The following is a 22,226-nucleotide window of genomic DNA, read 5'->3' as shown; positions in this document are numbered from 1 at the left end:
ATCATGAACCTGCACAGCCCCTCATCCTCCTTCAGCCCGCCCGATGGCGACGGCTCGGTCCAGGTCCAGCTGGACCCGGCAGACAAGATCAAGGGTGCCAAGGTTTTTGCGGTCTATGGCAAGGGCGGGATCGGCAAATCGACCACGTCTTCCAACCTGTCGGCCGCCTTCTCGAAGCTCGGCCACCGGGTGCTCCAGATCGGCTGCGATCCCAAGCATGACAGCACCTTCACGCTGACCAAGAAGCTGATGCCGACCGTGATCGACGTGCTGGAAACGGTCGAGTTCCACGCGGAAGAACTGCGGCCTGAAGACTACATGTTCGAAGGCTATAACGGCGTGATGTGTGTCGAGGCGGGCGGGCCTCCGGCAGGCACCGGCTGCGGCGGCTATGTCGTCGGGCAGACGGTCAAGCTGCTGAAGCAGCACCACCTGCTCGAAGAAACCGACGTCGTGATCTTCGATGTGCTGGGCGATGTGGTGTGCGGCGGCTTTGCGGCCCCGCTGCAACACGCCGAACGCGCGCTGGTGGTGGCGGCGAATGATTTTGACTCGATCTTCGCGATGAACCGGATCGTGGCGGCGATCGCGGCGAAATCGAAGAACTACGATGTGCGTCTGGCCGGCGTCGTCGCCAACCGCAGCAAGGACACCGACGAGATCGACCGGTTCTGCGAAAAGGTCGGGATGCCCCGCCTCGCGCACTTCCGCGATGTCGATGCGATCCGCCGCTCGCGCCTGAAGAAGTGCACCTTGTTCGAGATGGGTGACGATCCCGAGGTCGTCGCCGCGCAGGACGAATATCTGCGCCTCGCCGCGATGCTGTGGGCCGGTGTCGATCCTTCCACGGCGCAGCCGATGAAGGACCGCGACATCTTCGACTTCCTGGGGTTTGAATAATGGCGACCCGGCACTCATCCGAATATGATCACCGGCGCGAGGCGCTGGCGACCTATTTCGACAGCACTGCGCGTCAGGCGTGGATCGATCTCACCTCCGACGCGAAGGTGAGCGGCATCCGCGCGACCGTGCGCGCGGGGCGCGATGCGATGCGTGCCAATCTGCTGGACTGGTTGCCGACCGACCTGCGCCGCACCAAGGTGCTTGATGCCGGATGCGGCACCGGCTCTCTGGCGGTTGCAGCGGCGTGCCGCGGCGCCGAGGTCACCGGGATCGATGTCGCCGCAGGCCTTGTCGAAGTCGCCCGCCAGCGCACGCCTTCGTTCATCGGCCATGGCCGGATCCACTGGCGCTCGGGCGACATGCTCGATCCGCAACTGGGCGCCTTTGCCCATGTGGTGGCGATGGACTCGCTGATCCATTACCAGCCCGAAGATCTCGTCGATGCCCTGACCCAGCTGGCACAGCGCACCACCGGATCGATCCTCTTCACCTTCGCCCCGCGCACGCGCCTGCTGAGCGCGATGCACGAAGTCGGCAAGTTCTTCCCCAAGTCCGACCGCTCGCCCGCGATCGTTCCAACGGCGGAGGGTGATCTGCGCGAACGGCTTTCCCGCCTGCAAGGCTGGAGCATCGGCCGCACCCAGCGCATCAGCAGCGGGTTCTACACCTCGCAGGCTCTGGAACTGGTGCGCCACGGATGACCCAACCCGTCCGCCCTCCCCCACCGCATTGGACAGCGCTGGTTTTCCAGCTGCTGCCGTTTGCGGATGCGGCGAGTGTGGACCTGCCGCTGCCGCGCCTGCTGCGCCTCGCGCTGTTTCAGGTGAGCGTCGGCATGGCGATGGTGCTGCTCAACGGCACCTTGAACCGGGTGATGGTGGTGGAGCTTGGCACGCCCACCTGGCTGGTCGCCCTGCTCATCGCCGTGCCCCTGTTTGCCGCGCCGTTCCGCGCGCTGATCGGCCACAAGTCCGACACGCACCGTTCGGTGCTCGGCTGGCGGCGCGTGCCCTATATCTGGTTCGGCACGCTGATGCAGTTCGGCGGCCTAGCGATCATGCCCTTCGCGCTGCTGCTGCTGGGCACCACCGACCGCTTCGAAATCGGTCTGGTCGCGGCGACCGCGGCCTTCCTGCTGACCGGCGTCGGCTTCCATGTCACGCAAACCGCTGGCCTCGCGCTGGCGACCGACCTTGCGCCGGAGGACAAGCGCCCCCGCGCGGTCGCGCTGCTTTACGTGATGCTGCTGGTCGGCATGATGTTCGCCGCCTTCGTGATCGGCGGCGTGCTGTCGGATTACAGCGAGACCAAGCTGGTGCAGGTGATCCAGGGCTGCGCGCTCCTGACGGTCATTCTCAACGTGGTCGCCCTGTGGAAGCAGGAGGCGCGCAACCCGGCCGTCACCGCGCCTGATCGCGAGACGGCGACGTTCCGGGAAATCTGGCAGGCCTTCATCACCGATGGCCGCAACGCGCGGCTCCTGACCGCGATCGGCATTGGCGCGGCGGGCTTCGCGATGCAGGACGCGCTGCTGGAGCCCTATGGCGGCGAAATCCTCGGCCTTTCGGTCGGCGCGACCACGGGACTGACGGGCGCATGGGCGCTCGGCTCGCTGTTCGGGTTCATGCTGTCGGGCCGGGCGCTGGCACGCGGCTGGGATCCGCTCCGGCTTGCCGGGGCCGGACTGGTGATCGGGATCAATGCCTTTCTGCTGGTGCTGTTCGCCGGCCCCTTCGGCGCGCCGCTGATGCTCTATGCCGGTGCGCTGACCATCGGCGTCGGCCTCGGACTCTTCTCGGTCGGCACGCTGATGGAAGCGATGAGCCTGGCCAAGCACCAGACCGCAGGCCTTGCATTGGGCGCATGGGGCGCGGTGCAGGCGACCTGCGCGGGCTTCGGGATCGCCATCGGCGGCCTGCTGCGCGACGGCATCGCAGCCCTGCTGCAAAGCGGCGACCAGACCGCCAGCATCGCCATGCGCGCCACCGGCTATGGCACGGTCTACATCCTCGAGATCGCTCTTCTGCTTATCGGCCTTGCCGCCATCGGCCCGCTGGTCAGCCACCAGCGCCGCCTGCCGGACGACGCCGAAGACCCGCTCGCCCAGCCCTTTGGGCTCGTTGAGTTTCCGACATGATTACCTGTGCCCGCCCGTCCCGATCCTTGCCCGGCTCCGCCTCAGCCGGATTGTTCCATGAGAGGAATATGAAATGAACGCTGCCTATATCGTCGGCACCTTCGATGTTGCCGAACTCACCTTCCTGCTGTTTTTCGGCTTCTTCATCGCTCTGGTGTTCTACCTGAACCGCGAAAGCCGCCGCGAAGGCTATCCGCTCGAAGACGAGGGCACCGGCAAGATTCACCCCGGCAGCCTGTTTGATGCCGGCAAGAAGACCTTCCAGCTGCCGAACGGCCGCGGCACCTATGTGCCGGAAGACGTCGCCCGCGATGATATCAACGTCCCCGGCGTGCCGGCCTTCCGCTCCGCAGGCGCGCCGCTGGTGCCGACGGGCAATCCGATGCTCGACGGCATGGGCCCGGCCGCCTTTGCCAACCGCTCCAAATATCCCGACCTCACCTTCGATGGCCGTCCGCGCATCGTTCCGATCGCCCAAAGCCATGAGATCATCGTCTCGCCCAACGATCCGCAGCTGGTCGGCTGGCCGGTGGTTGCTGCCGACGGCGTGACCGTGGGCAAGGTCAGCGATATCTGGGTCGATCAGGCCGAACACCTGATCCGTTACCTCGAAGTCGAAACCACCACCGGCAAGAAGGTGCTGGCGCCGATGATGGTCGCCAAGGTCCACGGCAACGGCCTGATCGACGCGCTGCTGCCGATCATCGACGACAAGCCCAAGTTCGTCGAGATCGACGCCATCACCGCCGCGCAGTTCGAGACTGCACCGACGCTCGAAACCGCCGGCATCATCACCCGCTACGAAGAAGACCGCGTCCAGGCCTATTTCGGTGGCGGTTACATGTATGCGACTCCCGAAAGGTCTGAAGCATGGATCTGAACCCAACCGCAGGTGCAGCGGCGACGGAAACGTCGCTGCTGCCCGGCCTCGATCACGCCTCGCTTGAGAATGACGGGCCCAAGGCATTCGGCGACCGGATCGGCACGCCGGCACCTGAGGAAAAGGTTTTGTGGAAGGGCCGTCCTGCGGTCGGCCTGCTGGCGCGCTCGGCGTTCCATGCGCACAAGGCCGGTGCCTACATGGCGGCCCTGGCGGTGATCGCGGTGCTGACGGGCAACACGACCGCGGCGCTGGTCGCGGCCGGGCTGGGCCTGGTGCTGGTCGGATTGCTCTATCTGCTCGCCTGGACGAGCGCGCGCACCACGCTCTACATCCTGACCGACGCGCGGATGATCATGCGCATCGGCATGGCGATCGAGACGCGGATCAACCTGCCGCTGAAGCAGATCACGGCGGCGAACTTGCGCCTACGCGGCAAGGGCTACGGCGACATCGCCTTTGCCTTGGCCGGTGAGCGCTTGCTCGGCACGCTGCTGCTGTGGCCGCATGTCCGCCCGTTCCACTATGCGATGCCTCAGCCGATGCTGCGCGCCGTGCCTGACGCGGCGCGCGTGGCACAGATGATCGGCGATGCCCGCGCACAATATGGCGCGATCGAACGGAATTTGACCGAGATCAAGGAAGCCGCCCCCGCCGGCGTCCAACACGCCGGTCAGGGCGCAGGTGCGGCTGCGGCCGGACGTCTCGCCCCGGTGATGGGCCGGACCGGACAGGGTCTTGAGGGAGCACCAGCATGATCGTTCGCGAATACGAGAAGGACGAAGTCACCGTCCACAAGGCGCCGCTGCTGCTGATGGGCGGGATGGTTGCGATCGCGCTGGCCTTGACCTCGGCTGTCTCCCTCGGCTTCTTCGAACGTCAGTCGGTTCCGGCCGAGGCGCGGGCCGCAGCCGGAATCAAGGCCGCAGACGTGGTGACACTGCGCTTTTTCGACGAGGAGGACGGCACGGTCCGCGTCGAAGACGGCGCCACCGCGCAAGTGCTCGGCCGCTTCGGCCCGGGCGAAGGCGGCTTCATCCGCGCCACTGTGCGCAGCCTCGTCCACCAGCGCCGCATCCGCGGGGAAGGACCGGCGGTGCCCTTCACCCTCACCCGGTGGGAAAACGACACGCTCACGCTCAGCGACCCGGTCACCGGGCGCAGCGTGGAAGTCAGCTCTTTCGGGCCGGACAACCGCGCGGTCTATGCCAACCTGCTCACCGCGAAGACCACGGCGCAGTAATGCCATTTGCCTTCATCACCGCACGCTCGTTCGAAACGCCCTGCACGATCACGGTCGAGCAGAGCTCCGAGCATTTCCACGCCCATGTCGAACTCGCCGACGATGTCGAAATGCAGCCGGGCGACAAGGTCCGCGTTCACGGAGCGCCGATCCAGATCCCGTTTGGCACGCGCCAGGTGTTTGAACGCCGCGCCACCGTGACCCGCGCCAGTCCGCTGGCCCGCGGGCTCACGCGCTTGGCCGCCTATTTCGATCTGGCGGAGCTTTACGAAGTCAGTTTCAATGCCGGGAGGATCAAATGAACGCCTACAAGCCGATGACCAGCGAAGAGGCGATGGCGATCGCGACGCAGGACACGATGCTGACCCCGCGTTTCTACACCACCGATTACGACGCGCTCGATGCCATCGACATCAGCCCCGTGCGGCGCGAATGGGACCAGCTGATCGCCGACATGGTGGGCGATCCCAACAAGCTGCACTTCAAGCATTCCGACCGCTTCAAGGGTGTGATCGAGGGTCTGGAACCTGCGCTGCGCAAGGAGTTCACCGATTTTCTCGTCAGTTCGATGACGAGCGAGTTTTCGGGCTGCGTGCTCTATGCCGAAATCGCCAAGCGCACCAAGAACCCGGACGTGAAGCAGCTGTTCCGCCTGCTCGCCCGCGATGAAAGCCGCCATGCCGGCTTCATCAATGAAAGCCTCAAGGATGCGGGCATCGGCGTCGACCTCGGCTATCTGACCAAGACCAAGAAATACACCTATTTCAAGCCGAAGTTCATCTTCTACGCCGTCTATCTCAGCGAGAAGATCGGCTACGCGCGCTACATTACCATCTTCCGCCACCTCGCCGCCAATCCCCAGCACAAGTTCCACCCGATCTTCGACTGGTTCGAGGAGTGGTGCAACGACGAGTTCCGCCATGGCGAGGCCTTCGCCATGCTGCTGCGCGCCGATCCCAAGCTTCTGGAAGGCGCCAACAAGCTGTGGGTGCGCTTCTTCCTGCTCTCCGTTTACGCCACGATGTATGTGCGCGATCACAACCGCCCGCTGTTCCACGCCGCGCTCGGCGTCGATCCGACCGAATATGGCTACAAGGTGTTTGCGATCTGCAACCAGATCAGCCGCCAGGTCTTCCCGGTGGAACTGGACATTGATGCGCCTGCCTTCCGCATTCAGATGGAAAAACTGCGCCTCGCTGCCGGTCGCATCGAAGAAGGCAAGGCGCGCGGGGGGATCGGCGGCCTGATTCAGCGCGCGTCCGGCATGGCCGGGGCCGGCCTCGCCTTTGCCAAGATGTATCTGCAAAAGCCCAAGCCGAACGCGCTGCCCGCTTCGATCCGGCTTCAGCCCGCGTGGTAAGCTGGAGCGGCCATATTGTGCCGTTCATCGTGACGGTCGCGATCTGGTTTGTCGCAACCGGGCTGATTGCCTGGGCGGACAACCGTGAGCGCGCGACCTTCTCGACCAGCCTTCTGGTGGGCAGTGTGGTGGGGATTGCCGGGCTGCTGGTGATCCTTGTTGCCTCGCTTTCGACCGAGGTCTGGGCGGTGTATCTGGCCTTCATCGGTGCGCTGATGGTGTGGGGCTGGCACGAACTCTCCTTCCTCACCGGCGCGTCGGCCGGACCACGCCGGGGCGTGAGCGACCCGTCGCTGACCGGCGCTGCCCGCTTCCGCCAGGCTGCCGCAACCGTGATGCATCACGAGGTCGCCTTGGCGCTCACCGCGCTGCTGCTGATCTCGCTGTCATGGAGCGTGCCCAACCAGATCGGCGCGACCGTGTTCGTGCTGATGTTCGCGATGCGGCTGATTTCGAAGATCAACCTGTTTGTCGGCGTGCCCAATTCCACCGCGGAAATGCTGCCCGAACAGCTCGCTTACCTGAAGACCTATTTCGGCCCCAACCGCATGACGGTGCTGCTGGTGCTGTCGGTCGTGGGCATTGCAGCCGTGACCGCGTGGTTCGCAAGCCTCGCGCTCGCAGCGCCGGTGGGCAGCGCCGAGATGGTCGGCGCGAGCCTGCTGACCACGCTGAGCCTGCTCGGCGTGCTCGAACACCTGTTTCTCGCCCTGCCCTTCCGTGACGGGATGCTGTGGGGCTGGGCCATGCCAAAACGGACGGGGCCGCAGCGGAAGGCCGCGGCGCAGATCAATCAAGATTGAAAGCAAGACAATGACGACAGAGGGAACCCCGATGGACTTCGAAGCTTTTTTCGCCGGCGAGCTGGACACGGTACGCGCCGACGGCCGTTACCGGGTGTTCACCGACATCAAGCGCCATCGCGGCCGCTTCCCGCAAGCCACCCGCTTCGTCGAAGGCGAGACGCAGGCGGTTACGGTATGGTGCTCGAACGACTATCTCGGCATGGGCCAGCACCCCGCCGTGCTCGAAGCGATGCATGACTGCCTTGACGAATGCGGCGCTGGTGCCGGGGGCACGCGCAATATTTCGGGCACCAACCACTACCATGTGGAACTGGAAGCCGAGCTTGCCGACCTTCACAACAAGGAAGCCGCGCTGCTGTTCACCTCCGGCTATGTCTCGAACTGGGCGGGCCTCGGCACGCTGGCGAGCAAGATCCCGGGCTGCGTCGTGTTTTCGGATGCGCTGAACCACGCCTCGATGATCGAGGGCATCCGCCACTCCCGCGCGCCCTACAAGGTGTGGCGTCACAATGACGCGGAGCACCTCGACGAGCTGCTCTCCATGTATGGCCCCGAAGTGCCCAAGCTGGTCGCCTTCGAGAGCGTCTATTCGATGGACGGCGACATCGCCCCCATCGCCGACATCCTCGACGTGTGCGAAAAGCACGGCGCGATGAGCTATATCGACGAGGTCCATGCGGTCGGCCTCTACGGCCCGCGCGGCGGCGGGATTGCCGAGCGCGAAGGGCTGATGGACCGCATCACCGTGATCGAAGGCACGCTGGGCAAGGCCTTCGGCGTCATGGGCGGCTACATCGCGGCCAGCGCCAACCTCGTCGATTTCGTGCGCAGCTTTGCCAGCGGCTTCATCTTCTCGACCGCACTGCCCCCTGCCATCGCGGCGGGCGCAGCGGCCAGCATCCGGCACCTCAAGACCAGCAGCGCCGAGCGTGAGCTTCAGCAGAAGCGCGTCGCGCAGGTCCGCCGCGCGCTCGACATCATGGGCATCCCGCACTTGGACAACCCCAGCCACATCATCCCGGTGATGGTGGGCGACGCCAAGAAGTGCAAGATGATCAGCGACTGGCTGATGGACAACCACGGGATCTATGTGCAGCCGATCAACTACCCGACCGTGCCCGTCGGCACCGAGCGGCTGCGCGTCACACCCTCGCCCGTGCACACCGATGGCGACATCGACCGGCTGATCAAGGCGCTGTCCGAGATCTGGTCGCATTGCGAACTGGCGCGGATGGAACAGGCCGCCTGAGCGCGCTTTCCGACTGACAGCAATACCGGCTCTCCCTTGGACGGGAGTGAGGGCGGACGCCATGGGGGTGGCGGCCGCCCTCTTTGTGCGGGGCGCGGCGGATGGCGGGACGTGGGTGGGGAGCGGACCCGTTCGTCATCCCAGCGAAAGCGGGGACCTAGTGCGGCAGGCGCTGCACCATGAGGCGCTGGGCCCCGGCCTTCACCGGAGTGACGGTTAGGGCAAAATCGGGATCGTTTCCTGTCAGACCACTTTGGGCACCAACGCTGCGCTAGCCGTCTGTCGGCTTCCAGGATTGGTCGAGGCACTCGCGAACGGCAGTTTGTGGGTGGATTGCGGAATGGCGGCTTCTCAATTCATCTTAGCGGACACAAAGCAAACCGGGTGATGCGCATGCAACGATTATTCAACCTGCGCGATGGGCCATTAACTTGGCAGTGCAGTTCATTATCCAATCAAATCCGCGGTCAGTCGCAAGCCAGCGCAAGGCGATCAACGGCCTTGCTCCCCCACCAACGACATAACGGGTTTTGGGCCTGCGGGCGGCCAGCGCGCTGATGACCGCGTCCGCGACCACTTCAGGAGGTGAGCTGTTGCTCTTATCGGCGGCGGCCAGCAAGCTGGCGGTCTGGCGGGCCAGTTGAGCATATGCGCCGGCGCCCGAGGTCGAAAGCAGGCTAGCCCGAGCGATGCCGCTCCACTCGGTCTTGATTGCGCCCGGCTGAACCACGACGACGTGGATTCCGAATGGTGCTAATTCCATCCGCAGACAATCTGACAGCCCTTCCACAGCGAACTTGGTCGCGTGATACCAAGCACCCATCGGCTCGTGGATTTTTCCGCCAATCGAACTGATGTTGACGATCCGTCCTCCGCCTTGCTGCCGCATGGCGGGTAGGGCCAGCTGGATCAGCCGCGCAAGGCCGAACAGATTGACCTCGACCTGCCGCCGGGCCTCGGTCAACGGCATATCCTCCAAGGCACCATAAGCGCCGTATCCGGCATTGTTGATGAGCGCGTCGATCCGTCCCGACTGATCGCACAGCATCGCCATGGCGGCCTTGATGCTGGCGTCATCTTCCAGATCGAGCGAAACCAGTCGCGCGCCTTTTTGGCCGAGGGCGCTCATGCGCTCCATCCGCCGCGCTGCCGCAAACACCGTCCAGCCCTGCGCGATCAGTCGGGTGGCGATAGCCTCGCCGATCCCTGATGATGCGCCGGTGACGAGTGCAACCTTGTTCATGCCAAGCTCCTTGTCTTGTGGAGCTTCGCCGATAAGCTATGGACCATAGTCCACAGTCAAGGCCTTTCATTCCATGCTGATCAAGCAATTCTGCGAGGCGACGGGGCTGCCTCGCGACACTGTCCGCTTCTACGTCAAGCGCGGCCTGCTCAAGCCGACCATCGGATCGGCCAGCGGCAATCGCTATCAGCACTTCGATGCCGCTCAGGTCGAGCGCGCCATGTTGATCCGGTCTGGGCAGAGCCTCGGGTTCACGCTCCGCCAGATTGCCGAGCTGGCGAAGGACTACGAACACGAGGCGTTCTCGGTGAAAGACAAGGCCGGTGTGCTCCGTGACCAACTGGCACAGATCACTGCGCGCGAGCGTGATCTGCGCGAGATGCGGCGATATCTCGAGGCCAAGCTGCGCTGGCTTGAAGCTGGTGCGTCAGGTGCTCAACCAACGTTTCTCCCGCGGCTGAGCAAACCAAGCGCTGAAATCCGCGCGCGGCGGGGCAAGAGACCCTGATGGCAATCATGGGGTCGATACCTGAATGCCCGTTTTCGGCGGCAAGATGACGTAAGCTGCCATCCTCTCCACCGTCGCCCCGTGCGTGACACGGGGTTAGGCTTTTCTTCGTCGCCAGCACTAAAGGGAGCCAAGCCCCGTGTCACGCATGGGGCGACGAGCAAGGAATAGGTCGCGCCGTTTTCCTACACGAACGCCAGCCGCTAGCCTCCGCCTCGGCTCTTTCCCATCGTTCTGTCTGGCCCGCGCGGCCGTTTGCTCGATCGCGGCGCGAGAAAAGGCCCTCTCTTCCTGTCCGTCTGCGTGGACGATAGGGCATCAAGACTCTGTATTTATTCGCTAAATTGAGAGCGGACAAAGCGGACACGGTGTCCGCTTTGTAACGCTTAATCATCCTCACCTCGCCGGAATGAACCGCACTGCGACCCCGCCTGACGCCGCCAGCCGCACCGCGAAAGTGTCACCGCCGGTCACGACCTTTTCCTCGATCACCATGTCATAGGGGTTGTAATCCCAATGGGCATGGGGGCCGTCGCGATAGATTTGCGCGCGATACTTGCGCCCCGACTCGAGGAAGCTCAGCGGCACCGAAAGATCGCGCGGATTGGCGTCCGTGACCGCGCCGAGGAACCATTCCTTCGACTTGCGCCCCTGCCGCGCCATCACCACGAATTCGCCAACTTCGCCTGCGAGCGCGATCGACTCCTCCCAATCGGCTTCCACGTCCTTGATGAACTGGAAGGCTTCGGGCCGGGCCTCGTAGTTCTCCGGCAGATCGGCCGCCATCTGGAGCGGCGAGTAGATCGTCACATAGGTGGCGAGTTGCTTCGCCAGCGTGGTCTGCGGGCGGTTCTTGGGGTCGCCGCGCGGCATGTCGGGGCGGACCGGCGGGCGCTCATTGGGGCGCAGGTCGAAGATGCCGGGGGTGTAGTCGAAGGGCCCGGCCAGCAGCGCGGTGAAGGCCAGCATCGGCTCATGGCTCGGCGGGTTGGGCGGCGTGCCCCAGGCGTTGAACTCCATCCCGCGCGCACCTTCGCGAGTCATCCAGTTGGGATAGGTGCGCCGGAGGCCGGTGTCCTTCACCGGCTCGTGGGTGTCCATGGCGATCTGGCGCGCGGCAGCGGCCTTGATCACGGTCATGTGGTGGTCGATCATCCGCTGACTGTCGTAATATTCGTAGTGGCGGATGCCCTTGTCATCGACCCACACCGCATCCCCCGCGTCCGAGACATAGCCCGACTTGACGTAGTTCGAGCCGATTGCCTTCACCAGGTCGAGCCCGGCTTCGAGCTGGTTCTCGTAATTGGTGAGATTGGCGGAGGTTTCATGGTGGACGATGAGCTGGACGCCTTTCGCCTTGGCGTATTTGCTCAGGGCCTTGATGTCGTAATCGGGATAGGGCTCGGTGAAGCTGAAGAGATCGCCATTGTTGAACCAGTCGCCGTCCCAGCCCTTGTTCCAGCCTTCGACCAGCACGCCGGAAAAGCCATGCTTGGCGGCAAAGTCGATATAGCGCTTCGTCTCGGCGGTGGTGGCGCCGTGATACTTGTCGCTCGCCCAGGTGCGGTCATTGATGTGCATCGCCCACCAGATGCCGATGTATTTGCCGGGCTTGGCATAGGAGACATCGCCCAGCGCGTTGGGTTCGTTGAGGTTGAGGATGATGTCGGAGTTGATCAGCCCCACCGCCTCGCGCGCGATCTGGATGGTGCGCCAAGGGGATGTGAACGGCGCCTTGGTCTTGACCTTGGGGCCGCCCGACCAGTTGCGCAGGTTCGCCTGAAAGTTGCCGGGACGCAGCTGATCGAGCGACATCGAGGAGTAATCGACCAGCGCCGCTTCGTGGATCGCGAAGTGAATGCCGGTGGTGGTGCGGAAGGTGGAGGGAGTGTGTGCGTCATCAACCTCGCCAGCCGGGGCGACGCGGTAGATATATTCGTTGCGGTTGTATTCGTCGGACGGGGTGTACCACATGGTGGTTTTGTCGCCGACGCCGAATTGGGTCAGCTCCTCGACGATGGCGATATCGCCTTCGAGCGCGGGCTGTTCGGCCAGCTCGTAGCGGAAGCCGATGCCGGTATCAAAGGCGCGGAAGCGGACCGTCATCTGCCGGTCGGGGCCCTCGGCGGGCTTGAAAGTGACGGCGAGCTCGTTGTGCTGGTCACGCACCACCCGGCGCTCGCCCCACGGCTGTTCCCAGGTCGTGTCGGTGCTCGCGCGGGTCGATCCGGCGATGGCGAGGCCGCGTTCGAACCCGTGGTGGTCGGCGAACAGCATCCCGAGCTTGGACGGGGCGATCACCTGCTCGCCCTCGAAGCGCACGGCATAGGTCGCCTGCCCGCCATCATCCTTGACAGTGACGGTGATCTTGCCGTCGGGCGAGGCGAGCTCCAGCGTCTCGGCCTGGGCAGGCGCGGCGGCCCATGCGATGGCGGCCAGCGCGACCAGCGACTTCCAATGCTTCGTCATAGTCCCTCTCCTGCGGCTCGGTGGCGGCCGCCTCACTTGGTCTCGGTGTAAATGCGGTAGCCCCATGCGGGCAGGTCAAGGCTTTCCCCGCCCTTGAAGCTTGCGGGCGCGCCAGTCAGAGCGTCGGCATAGGTGCCGTGATGGCGGGCATGGCTGAGGGCGATGCGGTGCGGCCGGGGTGAGAGGTTGAACACCGCGAACACCCGCGCGCCCTTGTCGCCCCGCGTGAACGCGAAGACATCCGCCGTCTCGCTCGTCGGCACTTCCACCAGCGCCGCGCCGAAGCGCCCGTTGTGGAGCGCGGGGTTGTCGGTCTTGAGCGCGATCAGCCTGGCGATCAGCGCGGCGTGCTTGCCTTCGCGCCAGATGATCGGATCGCGCTCGAAGAACTTGAGCTGCCGGTCATTATCCGCCTCTTGCCCATTATAGATCAGCGGCAGGCCGGGGCCGATGAAGGACAACGCCATCGCCGCCTCGTAAGCTGGGCCGTAGATCTCGGCCGCCACACCGTCCCAGGAATTCTGGTCGTGGTTCTCGGTATAGACCATGCGCATCGCGGCGTGGGGCCAGGTTTCGGACTGCCCGGCATAGTAGCCGCGCATCGCCCCTGCCCCGCCGCCGTCCTTGACGAGGCGCTGCATCGCTTCCTTCCAGCCCCAGCCATAGGTCGCGTCGAAAGCGCGGGCGTGGAGATCGCGCTGCTCCCATTCGGCGAGCATGAAGACCGGCTTCACCTTGTCCAGCTCCGCGCGGGCGGTCTCCCAGAAATCGGTCGGGACGTAGCCAGCCACGTCCGCGCGGTATCCGTCGATGCCGAACTCGCGCACCCAGTAGGTGAGGCTTTCGGTCATGTAGCGGCGCAGGCCGGGCTGGCTGTAATCGAAGTCTGCCACGTCCGACCAGTCGGTGCCCGCCGGCGACATCAGCGCGCCCTCCGGCGTGCGGGTGTACCAGTCGGGATGGCTGAGGGTCAGCGGATTGTCATAGGCCGAATGGTTGGCGACCCAGTCGAGGATCACCTTCAGCCCCAACCGGTGCGCCTCGTCCACGAAGGCGCGGAACTGGGCCTCAGTGCCGAGCTCGGGATTGACCGCGCGATAGTCACGCACGGCATAGGGGCTGCCGAGGCTGCCCTTGCGGTTCGCCTCGCCAATCGGGTGGATCGGCATCAGCCAGACGATATCGACGCCCATTGCGGCGAGCCGCGCAAGCTGCTTCTGCGCCGCGGCAAAGGTGCCTTCCGGTGTGAACTGCCGGGTGTTGAGCTGATACAGCACAGCATCGCGCGTCCACGCGGCGTTCTGCACCTGCACCCCATCGCGCGGCGTGTAATCGGGTTGAGCCAGAACCGGGGTCGCGACCAGCGCGCCCGCCAGCAGAGCAGTGACAAACCGCATCACGCTTCCCCCGCCCGCAGAGCGGCAACGCCCCGCGTCTCGCCATCCTTCACCAGCAGAGTCGCCGCTGCCGCAAGCACCAGACTGACCGCGCCGATCACGAAGGCATTGATCGCCGCGCCGCCGAACAGGTTGGTGACGAGAAAGCCCAGCAGCGTCGCTGCGAGCAATTGCGGCACGACGATGAAGATGTTGAACACCCCCATGTAAATGCCCATCTTTTCCGCCGGGACGCAGCCTGCAAGGATCGCATAGGGCAGCGCCACGATCGAGGCCCAGGCGATGCCCATCCCGATCTGCGGGATCCACAGCAGCGCCGGATCGCGCACCAGCAGCATCGCGGCAAAGCCCACCGCGCCCAGCGTCAGGTTGATCGCGTGGAGGCGGCAGCGGTCGATCTTCGCGGCGATCATCACGAACCCGAGCGCGGCGGCAGCGGCTAGGCCGTTGCGCACCGATCCCATCAGGCTCCACCAATCGGCCCCGTCCTGATAGGCGGCGCTCGCCGCATCGCTCGCGCCGAAGTGGTATTCCGTCACCCCCGGCGTGCCATAGATCCACAGCGCGAACATCGCGAACCAGCTGAAGAACTGCACCACGGCCAGCTGGCGCATGGTCTTGGGCATGGCGAACAGATCGCTCACCACCTCCATGAAGCCGCTCGTCTCGCGGCCCTGCTGGCGCAATGACGCCGCGACCAGCTGGATCACGCCGAACCCGGCGATCAGCACGGCAAGGACGTAAAGCTCCTGCGCGACCTCGATTTCGCCGAGAAAGGCCAGACGCGCCTCGCCCCGCGCGATGGCGACCAGCGCGGCGACCAGCGCCCCGGCGATGATCCATACCACGCCGCCGCGCGCGAACTGGCTGGCGCTGCGCAGGACCGGCGCATGGCCCGCGCCCGCCCCGCGCCCGGTCGAGGCTTCGAACCGGGCAAGCTCCTCGGGCGAGTATTCCTTGGTCGAGAAGACGGTCCACGCGACCGCTGCCGCCAGCGCCGTTCCGCCGATGTAGAAAGCCCAGCGCACGGTTTCCGGAATCTCGCCCGCAGGCGCGATGTTGCTGAGGCCGAGCCAGTTGGTCATCACCCACGGCAGCGCGCCCGCCATCACCGCGCCGGTGCCGATGAAAAAGCTCTGCATCGCATAGCCCATCGTGCGCTGGCGATCGGGCAGGTTGTCGCCGACAAAGGCGCGGAACGGCTCCATCGTGATGTTGAGCGAGGCGTCCATGATCCACAGCATTCCGGCTGCAACCCACAGCACCGGGGCATTGGGCATGACAAACAGCGCCAGTGTCGCCAGCAAAGCGCCGATGAGGAAATAGGGACGGCGGCGGCCGAAGCGGGGGCTCCAAGTCTTGTCCGACAGGTGACCGATGATCGGCTGCACCACCAACCCCGTCATCGGCGCGGCAATCCACAGGATCGCAAGTTCGCCAACATCGGCGCCCAACGTCTGGAAAATGCGGCTGACATTGCCGTTCTGAAGCTCGAACCCGATCTGGATTCCGAGGAAGCCGAAGCTCATGTTCCAGATCTGGCCCGCGTTCAGCGCAGGCTTTAGGCCGGCTTGCGTCATGATCGTATCATCCCTCTCCCCCACGCCACCATCCGCCCGGAGGTGACGCAGCTCCCGGCATCGCGTAGGCTCCCGGATCTATCGCCGGATGACGCATTGCACGATGCCGGGCCCTAGTCTGGACGCCTTGCAAAAATTTGCAAGAAACTTTCCGACAATCTCATTAAATTTTGTCGACCATCTCTTGATTTGGTCATTTAATTCAACTTTTTCAGATGTTTGAAGCGCAGTCGAACGACCCACTCGACTTTTCACAAAGATTTGCAAAATCTCTTGCGAGGTGTCAGAAAAGCGGCCGGAGGGAGTTGGGTCATGACGCGAATCTTCGTGAGCTTAGCGGCTGTGCTGTGCGCGGGCACCGCCTTGGCGGGAGGGCCGGTTGCGGCCGAATCCCCCTTCCCGACATCGGGCCCCGCGCCCATTTCCGAGCGCCAGCTTGAAGACGAGATCATCTATTTCGTCCTGCCCGACCGCTTCGAAAACGGCGACACCTCGAACGACCGCGGCGGGATCAAGGGCGACGTGTTCGATCACGGCTTCGATCCTACCCACAAAGGCTTCTACCACGGCGGCGACCTCAAAGGGCTGACCGCAAAGCTCGATTACATTCAGGGCATGGGCGTCACCGCAATCTGGTTTGCGCCGGTGTTCAAGAACAAGCCGGTGCAGGGGCTGCCCGGTCAGGAAAGCGCGGGCTACCACGGTTACTGGGTGACCGACTTCACGCAGATTGATCCGCATTTCGGGACCAATGCCGAGTTCAAGGCCTTCGTCGATGCCGCCCATGCGCGCGGCATGAAGGTCTATATGGACATCATCATCAACCACACCGCAGATGTGATCGACTATGCCGAAGGACCGGCGAATGGCTACGCTTACCGCAGCAAGGGCGATTATCCCTACGGGCGCAAGGGCGGCCCGAACGGCGCACCGATCAACCCGGGCTTTGCGGGGGACGACAACGCCGATCCCGCCAGCTGGGCCAAGCTCACCGATCCTGCCTTCGCCTATACCCCCGTGGTGCCCGAGGCGGAAAAGAACGTGAAAGTGCCCGCGTGGCTCAATGACGTGACGCTCTACCACAACCGCGGCAATTCGCAGTGGGTGGGGGAAAGCAGCGTCTATGGCGACTTCTCGGGCCTTGATGATCTGGCGACCGAGAATCCCCGCGTTGTCGAGGGCATGATCGCGATCTTCGGCCAGTGGATCGACGATTACGGGATCGACGGCTACCGCATCGACACCGCCAAGCACGTGAACCCGGAATTCTGGCAGGCCTTCGTCCCCCCCATTCTGGCCCGCGCCAAGGCCAAGGGGATCGACCACTTCCACATCTTCGGTGAGATCGCTTACGAGGAACCCACCGCCACGCTCGCCGCGCAGGTGATGGCGGAAAGCCAGCTTCCCTATGCGCTCGACATGGGCTTCGCGAAGGCGGCGCAACTGGTTGCGAGCGGCAAGGCTGGTCCGCGGCTGATGGCCGAATTCCTCCAGCAGGATGCGATCTACCCCGGCGGCGCCAAGACCGCGCTCGGCCTGCCGACCTTCCTCGGCAATCACGATTTCGGCCGCTTTGCGATGTTCGTGCGCGACATCAGCGGTTCGGATGATGCCGAGACCCTGCTGGCGCGGGTCAAGCTCGGCCATGCGTTGATGTTCCTGCTGCGCGGCGTGCCGACCGTCTATTACGGCGACGAGCAGGGCTTCATCTCCGACGGCAATGATCAGCTGGCGCGCGAGGACATGTTCCCCAGCAAGGTCGCGGCCTACAACGACAACACCCTGATCGGCACCACAGCCACCACGGCGCAGAGCAACTTCGACACCGCTCATCCGCTCTACCGCCTGATCGCCGAACTGTCGGCGGCGCGCACCGCCAGCCCGGCGCTGCGGCGCGGCCTGTCCGAGGTGCGCGCTTTCACGGAAACCGCCCCCGGCCTGCTCGCCATCGAGCGGCATGATCCCGAAACCGGACAGCGCGTGCTTGCGGTGTTCAATACGAGCGCATCGCCGCTTTCGCACAATGTCGAGGTAAGCTACCGGGCGAGCGGTGTCGCGCCCTTGGTTGGCACGTGTCCGGCCGAGCTTACCGCGCCGGGAACGCTTGCAATCGCGTTGCCCGCTTTCGGCTTTGCTGCCTGCATTCTGGAGACTGACGACTAATGGCATCCGCCCAGTCCTGCGCTGGCCCGCAAGCCGCCGCCGAAACCGCCGCCAGCGACACTGTTCGCTTGGGGGCCTGGTGGCGCGGCGCTGTCATCTACCAGATCTATCCGCGCTCGTTCCGCGACACCAATGGCGACGGGATCGGCGACCTTGCCGGGATTGCCGAGGGGCTCGACTACATTGCCGATCTCGGCGTGGACGGTATCTGGATCTCGCCCTTCTTCACCTCGCCGATGAAGGACTTTGGCTACGACGTGGCCGATTACTGCGGGATCGACCCCAGCTTCGGCACCTTTGCCGATTTCGACCGGATCATCGCCAAGGCCCATGCGCTGGGGCTGAAGGTGATCATCGATCAGGTCTATTCGCACACCTCCGACGAACATGCGTGGTTTCAGGAAAGCCGGCAGGATCGCACCAATCCCAAGGCCGACTGGTATGTCTGGGCCGACCCCAAGCCCGATGGCTCGCCGCCATCGAATTGGCAGTCAGTATTCGGCGGTTCGGCGTGGCAGTGGGACGGGCCGAGGAAGCAGTATTACCTGCACAATTTCCTGACCTCACAGCCCGATCTCAACGTCCACAATATCGAGGTGCAGGACGCGCTGCTGGATGTGGCGCGGTTCTGGTTGAACCGGGGCGTGGACGGGTTTCGGCTCGATGCGCTCAATTTCTCGATGCATGACCCGGACCTGCGCGACAATCCGCCCAGCGGGCTGCCGATGGAACTGGTGACCCGCCCGTTCGACATGCAGGTCAAGCAGTACAACCAGTCGCACCCGGATATCACCGGCTTCCTGGAACGCATCCGGGCGACGATCGACGAGTTTCCGGGCCGCTTCACCGTTGCCGAAGTCGGCGGGCCGGAGCCGCTGGCGGAGATGAAGGCCTTCACTGAAGGCGGCAAACGGCTCGATTCCGCTTACAACTTCGATTTCCTCTACGCCCCGCGCCTGACTGCGGGCGTGGTCCGCGCCAGCCTGTCGCAATGGAGCGGGGAGCCGGGGGAAGGCTGGCCTTCGTGGGCGTTTTCAAACCATGATGCGCCGCGCGCCGTCACCCGCTGGACACTCGACGGCGACATGGCGCGGGCCGCGCGGCTCAACCTGCTGCTGCTGCTGTCCTTGCGCGGTAACCCGATCATCTATCAGGGCGAGGAACTGGGCCTGCCGCAGGGCGAGGTCGCTTTCGAAGACCTGCAAGACCCCGAGGCCATCGCCAACTGGCCGCACACCTTGGGCCGCGACGGCGCGCGCACCCCGATGCCGTGGCAGGCCAATGCGCCCCAGGCGGGGTTCTCGAACGCCAACCGCACCTGGCTCAAGCTGGATCCGGTTCACACCGGCTTTGCGGTCGACAGTCAGGCCTCGGACCCGGCCTCGACCCTCGGTTACGCGCGCCAGCTGCTGCGCCTGCGGCGGGCCCATCCGGCGCTGGTGCGCGGCGATATCGCGCTGATCGACAGCCCGGACGACATCCTCGCCTTCCTGCGCCGGGACGAAAGCGGCGCTGTGCTCTGCGTCTTCAATCTCGGCGAAGCGCCAGTCCGGTGGAGCCCTCCGGCGGAACTTGGCAGCCTCAGTGCGATCGCTACCCAAAACACAGTCGACACGGCCGCTGCCTTGCCGCACGATCTTGCCCCCGGCACCGGCTATTGGGCCGTCGTGGCGGGCAGCTGAGGACGAATGACCGATACACTCTCCCCCGCATCCCGGCGCAGCGCGACGCTTGAGGATATCGCGCGCGAGGCAGGGGTCTCGATCTCCACCGTCAGCCGCGCGCTGAACGACAGCCCCTCGGTCAAGCGCAGGACCAAGCAGCAGATCTGGCAGATCGCCCGCGCGCATGACTACGAGTTCCGCTCCTCCATGCCGAGCGGGCCGATTGGTGCAGACGCAACCATCGCGGTCGTCGTCCCCGCCCCGCAAGCGCGCGACAGTCGGGTGTCCGACCCGTTCTTCCTAGAACTGCTCGCCGGGATCGCCGAAGCCGCGCGCGAACGGAACGCGGACCTGATCATCAGCCACCTCAGCCCGCGCGCAGGCCTCGATCTCGATTACGCGATGAGCACGAGCCGGGCGACCGGGGTGATCTTCATCGGGCAAAGCTCGCTCCACCACGAATTCAACGCGCTGGCCGCGCGCGACAATCGCTTTGTGGTGTGGGGCGCGGAGTTTCCCGATGCCCAATATTGCGTGATCGGATCGGACAATGTCGCCGGCGGCCGGCGGGCAACCGCGCATCTCGCCCGCCTTGGCCGCCGCCGCATCCTGTTCCTCGGCGATACCGAAGCGCCCGAAGCCGAACAGCGGTTCCGCGGCTACAAGCAGGCGCTCGATCAGGCGGGGATCGCGCTGGATGACGAGCTGATCGTGCCCGCCCATTTCGAAGTCCACTCGGCCGAAGCGGCTGTGCGCAGCGCGATCGCGCGCGGGCTCCGGTTCGATGCTGTGTTCGCCGTCAGCGATCTCATCGCCATCGGCGCGATCCGGGCGCTGACGCGCTCGGGAATGCGGGTGCCGGAGGACGTGTCGGTCGTCGGCTACGACAACATCCCCGCCGCGCGGCTCGTCACCCCGCAGCTGACCACCATCGATCAGGATGCCAATCTTGCCGGAAGGATGCTGGTGTCGAAGCTGATCGACAAGGGTGACGGCCCAGCCATTTCGCAGCGGCTGGAAACCAGCCTGCTGATCCGCGAAAGCTGCGGGGGATGAGCCAGCCCGCCCCGCTCACACACATCGTGATTGTCGGCGGCGGCAGCGCGGGCTGGATGACGGCGGCGGCGCTTTCCCATGCGGTCGGACGGTCCTGCGCGATCACGCTGATCGAGAGCGAGGCCATCGGCACCGTGGGCGTTGGCGAGGCGACCATCCCGCCGATCCGCAACTTCAACCAGCGCCTCGGCATCGACGAGGCGACCTTCGTGCGCGAAACGCAGGGGTCGTACAAGCTCGGGATCGAGTTCGTCGATTGGGGGCGCAAGGGGCATTCCTATTTCCACCCCTTCGGCCAGCATGGCGCCGAGTTCGACAGCGTCCCCTTCTACCACCACTGGATGCGCGAGAGCCTCGAAGGCCGGATCGGCGGCCCGATTGACGATTTCTCGATGTGCTGGGCGATGGCCAAGGCCGGCAAGTTCAGCCACCCCTCGTCCGACCGCCGCATGATCCAGTCGACCTTCGACTATGCCTATCACTTCGATGCGGGGCTCTATGCCGCCTACCTGCGCCGGTTCGCCGAGGCGCGGGGTGTGGTGCGCAAGGAGGGCAAGGTCGTTGACGTGTCGTTGCGCTCTCATGACGGGTTCGTTGACAGCGTGTTGCTTGATGATGGCACGCGCGTGGCGGGCGAATTCTTCGTCGATTGCAGCGGTTTCCGGGGCTTGCTGATCGAAGAGGCGCTGGAAGCGGGTTACGACAACTGGCAGCATTGGCTCCCCTGCGACCGGGCCGTGGCGGTCCCTTGCGAGAAGGGCGAGTTCACCCCCTACACCCGCTCCACCGCGCGTGAGGCCGGGTGGCAGTGGCGGATCCCGCTCCAGCACCGCACCGGCAACGGCTATGTCCATTGCAGCGAATTCATCTCCGAGGACGAGGCCAGTGCGACGCTGCTCGCCAACCTTGACGGCAAGGCGCTGGCCGACCCGCGCCCCTTGCGGTTCGTCACCGGCAAGCGCCGCGAATTCTGGAAGAAGAACTGCGTCGCCATCGGGCTGTCGGCGGGCTTCATGGAGCCGCTCGAGTCGACCAGCCTGCACCTCATCCAGTACGGCATCCTGCGTCTGATCGCGCTCCTCCCGGACAGCGCCATGTCGCCGCTGCTCGCCCGGGAGTACAACGCCCAGACCGCGCGCGAATACGAGCTGATCCGCGACTTCCTGATCCTCCACTACAAGGCCACGGAACGCGACGACTCCGAACTGTGGCGCTATTGCGCCGCCATGCCGATCCCCGACAGCCTGCAGTACAAGATCGACCATTTCCGCGCCCACGGGACGCTGGTGGCCGAGCCGCAGGAACTGTTCGCCAACCCAAGCTGGATTGCGGTCTATCTGGGACAGGGGATCGTGCCGCAGCGGGCGCCCGCGCTCGCGGCGATGCGCGAAGGCGTGCCGGTGGCCGAACGGCTCGCGCAGATCCGCGCGGCCATGAGCGAGGCGGTGGCGGCCATGCCGAGCCACAGCGAATTCGTTGCCCGGCATTGCGCCGCGGCTCCCCTCGCAGGCTGACGTACCCGTCGCAAATGTTCCGCAAGGAACAATGACCGAGCGCCCTCCCGAAAA

The 22,226-nt window shown here is 64.9% G+C and carries 19 protein-coding genes; 15 read left to right on the top strand and 4 right to left on the bottom strand.

The annotated features are described in order from the left end of the window. The first annotated feature begins 3 nt into the window (after positions 1-3). The 10 genes from bchL (at position 4) to hemA (ending at position 8,578) form a co-directional block, all read left to right on the top strand. Positions 4-900, top strand: a complete 897-nt coding sequence (bchL, locus tag ACLBKT_RS01855; protein ID WP_410181281.1) for a ferredoxin:protochlorophyllide reductase (ATP-dependent) iron-sulfur ATP-binding protein — start codon at positions 4-6, stop codon at positions 898-900. Continuing rightward, positions 900-1,604: a magnesium protoporphyrin IX methyltransferase gene (gene bchM / locus ACLBKT_RS01850; RefSeq protein ID WP_410181280.1), complete on the top strand. Its 705-nt coding sequence runs from the start codon at positions 900-902 to the stop codon at positions 1,602-1,604. The genes bchL and bchM overlap by 1 nt, the downstream gene beginning before the upstream one ends. Further along, positions 1,601-3,040, top strand: a complete 1,440-nt coding sequence (locus tag ACLBKT_RS01845) for a BCD family MFS transporter (RefSeq protein ID WP_410181279.1) — start codon at positions 1,601-1,603, stop codon at positions 3,038-3,040. The genes bchM and ACLBKT_RS01845 overlap by 4 nt, the downstream gene beginning before the upstream one ends. A 73-nt stretch (positions 3,041-3,113) precedes the next feature. Continuing rightward, positions 3,114-3,920, top strand: coding sequence for a photosynthetic reaction center subunit H (gene puhA, locus ACLBKT_RS01840; RefSeq protein ID WP_410181278.1), 807 nt, complete (start codon positions 3,114-3,116; stop codon positions 3,918-3,920). Further along, positions 3,911-4,678, top strand: a complete 768-nt coding sequence (puhB, locus tag ACLBKT_RS01835; RefSeq protein WP_410181277.1) for a photosynthetic complex putative assembly protein PuhB — start codon at positions 3,911-3,913, stop codon at positions 4,676-4,678. Before puhA ends, puhB begins: the two co-directional genes overlap by 10 nt. Then, on the top strand, positions 4,675-5,163 hold the full coding sequence (gene puhC / locus ACLBKT_RS01830) for a photosynthetic complex assembly protein PuhC (protein WP_410181276.1): 489 nt from the start codon (positions 4,675-4,677) through the stop codon (positions 5,161-5,163). The genes puhB and puhC overlap by 4 nt, the downstream gene beginning before the upstream one ends. Next, a complete protein-coding gene (locus ACLBKT_RS01825; RefSeq protein ID WP_410181275.1) occupies positions 5,163-5,465 on the top strand; it encodes a hypothetical protein in 303 nt (100 codons plus the stop codon). Before puhC ends, ACLBKT_RS01825 begins: the two co-directional genes overlap by 1 nt. Continuing rightward, positions 5,462-6,523 (top strand): magnesium-protoporphyrin IX monomethyl ester (oxidative) cyclase, encoded by a 1,062-nt coding sequence (gene acsF / locus ACLBKT_RS01820; RefSeq protein ID WP_410181274.1) that lies wholly within the window; start codon positions 5,462-5,464, stop codon positions 6,521-6,523. The genes ACLBKT_RS01825 and acsF overlap by 4 nt, the downstream gene beginning before the upstream one ends. Next, positions 6,517-7,326 carry a putative photosynthetic complex assembly protein PuhE gene (gene puhE / locus ACLBKT_RS01815; protein WP_410181273.1) on the top strand — a complete coding sequence of 270 codons (810 nt, stop codon included), beginning with the start codon at positions 6,517-6,519 and terminating at the stop codon, positions 7,324-7,326. Before acsF ends, puhE begins: the two co-directional genes overlap by 7 nt. A gap of 31 nt (positions 7,327-7,357) precedes the next feature. Next, the gene (hemA, locus tag ACLBKT_RS01810) at positions 7,358-8,578 is read left to right on the top strand and encodes a 5-aminolevulinate synthase (protein ID WP_410181272.1); all 1,221 of its coding nucleotides are present in this window, start codon (positions 7,358-7,360) and stop codon (positions 8,576-8,578) included. Between the two features lie 406 nt (positions 8,579-8,984). On the opposite strand, the gene ACLBKT_RS01805 is transcribed toward hemA, so the two are convergent. After that, positions 8,985-9,821, bottom strand: a complete 837-nt coding sequence (locus tag ACLBKT_RS01805; protein WP_410181271.1) for an oxidoreductase — start codon at positions 9,819-9,821, stop codon at positions 8,985-8,987. 73 nt (positions 9,822-9,894) lie between these two features. Between ACLBKT_RS01805 and ACLBKT_RS01800 the strand changes: the two genes are divergently transcribed. Further along, entirely contained in the window at positions 9,895-10,329 is a 435-nt protein-coding gene (locus tag ACLBKT_RS01800; RefSeq protein WP_410181270.1) for a MerR family transcriptional regulator, read from the top strand. A 396-nt stretch (positions 10,330-10,725) separates the two neighbouring features. Here ACLBKT_RS01800 and ACLBKT_RS01795 read toward each other — a convergent pair whose 3' ends face one another. The 3 genes from ACLBKT_RS01795 to ACLBKT_RS01785 are packed head-to-tail and all read right to left on the bottom strand — an operon-like array spanning position 10,726 to position 15,775. Continuing rightward, the gene (locus ACLBKT_RS01795) at positions 10,726-12,798 is read right to left on the bottom strand and encodes a glycoside hydrolase family 97 protein (RefSeq protein WP_410181269.1); all 2,073 of its coding nucleotides are present in this window, start codon (positions 12,796-12,798) and stop codon (positions 10,726-10,728) included. A gap of 32 nt (positions 12,799-12,830) precedes the next feature. Continuing rightward, positions 12,831-14,195, bottom strand: coding sequence for an alpha-amylase family glycosyl hydrolase (locus ACLBKT_RS01790; RefSeq protein WP_410181268.1), 1,365 nt, complete (start codon positions 14,193-14,195; stop codon positions 12,831-12,833). Further along, positions 14,195-15,775 (bottom strand): MFS transporter, encoded by a 1,581-nt coding sequence (locus ACLBKT_RS01785; protein ID WP_410181267.1) that lies wholly within the window; start codon positions 15,773-15,775, stop codon positions 14,195-14,197. Before ACLBKT_RS01785 ends, ACLBKT_RS01790 begins: the two co-directional genes overlap by 1 nt. A 312-nt stretch (positions 15,776-16,087) precedes the next feature. Between ACLBKT_RS01785 and ACLBKT_RS01780 the strand changes: the two genes are divergently transcribed. The 4 genes from ACLBKT_RS01780 to ACLBKT_RS01765 are packed head-to-tail and all read left to right on the top strand — an operon-like array spanning position 16,088 to position 22,172. Next, positions 16,088-17,938, top strand: a complete 1,851-nt coding sequence (locus ACLBKT_RS01780) for an alpha-amylase family glycosyl hydrolase (protein WP_410181266.1) — start codon at positions 16,088-16,090, stop codon at positions 17,936-17,938. Further along, entirely contained in the window at positions 17,938-19,620 is a 1,683-nt protein-coding gene (locus tag ACLBKT_RS01775) for an alpha-glucosidase (RefSeq protein WP_410181265.1), read from the top strand. Before ACLBKT_RS01780 ends, ACLBKT_RS01775 begins: the two co-directional genes overlap by 1 nt. Positions 19,621-19,626: 6 nt before the next feature. After that, positions 19,627-20,658, top strand: coding sequence for a LacI family DNA-binding transcriptional regulator (locus ACLBKT_RS01770; RefSeq protein ID WP_410181264.1), 1,032 nt, complete (start codon positions 19,627-19,629; stop codon positions 20,656-20,658). After that, positions 20,655-22,172 carry a tryptophan halogenase family protein gene (locus ACLBKT_RS01765; RefSeq protein WP_410181263.1) on the top strand — a complete coding sequence of 506 codons (1,518 nt, stop codon included), beginning with the start codon at positions 20,655-20,657 and terminating at the stop codon, positions 22,170-22,172. The genes ACLBKT_RS01770 and ACLBKT_RS01765 overlap by 4 nt, the downstream gene beginning before the upstream one ends. Positions 22,173-22,226 lie beyond the last annotated feature (54 nt).

This window comes from Erythrobacter sp. W302b, from assembly GCF_046452395.1.
Classification (GTDB): domain Bacteria; phylum Pseudomonadota; class Alphaproteobacteria; order Sphingomonadales; family Sphingomonadaceae; genus Erythrobacter.
This window is presented reverse-complemented; position numbering and strand designations above follow the sequence as displayed.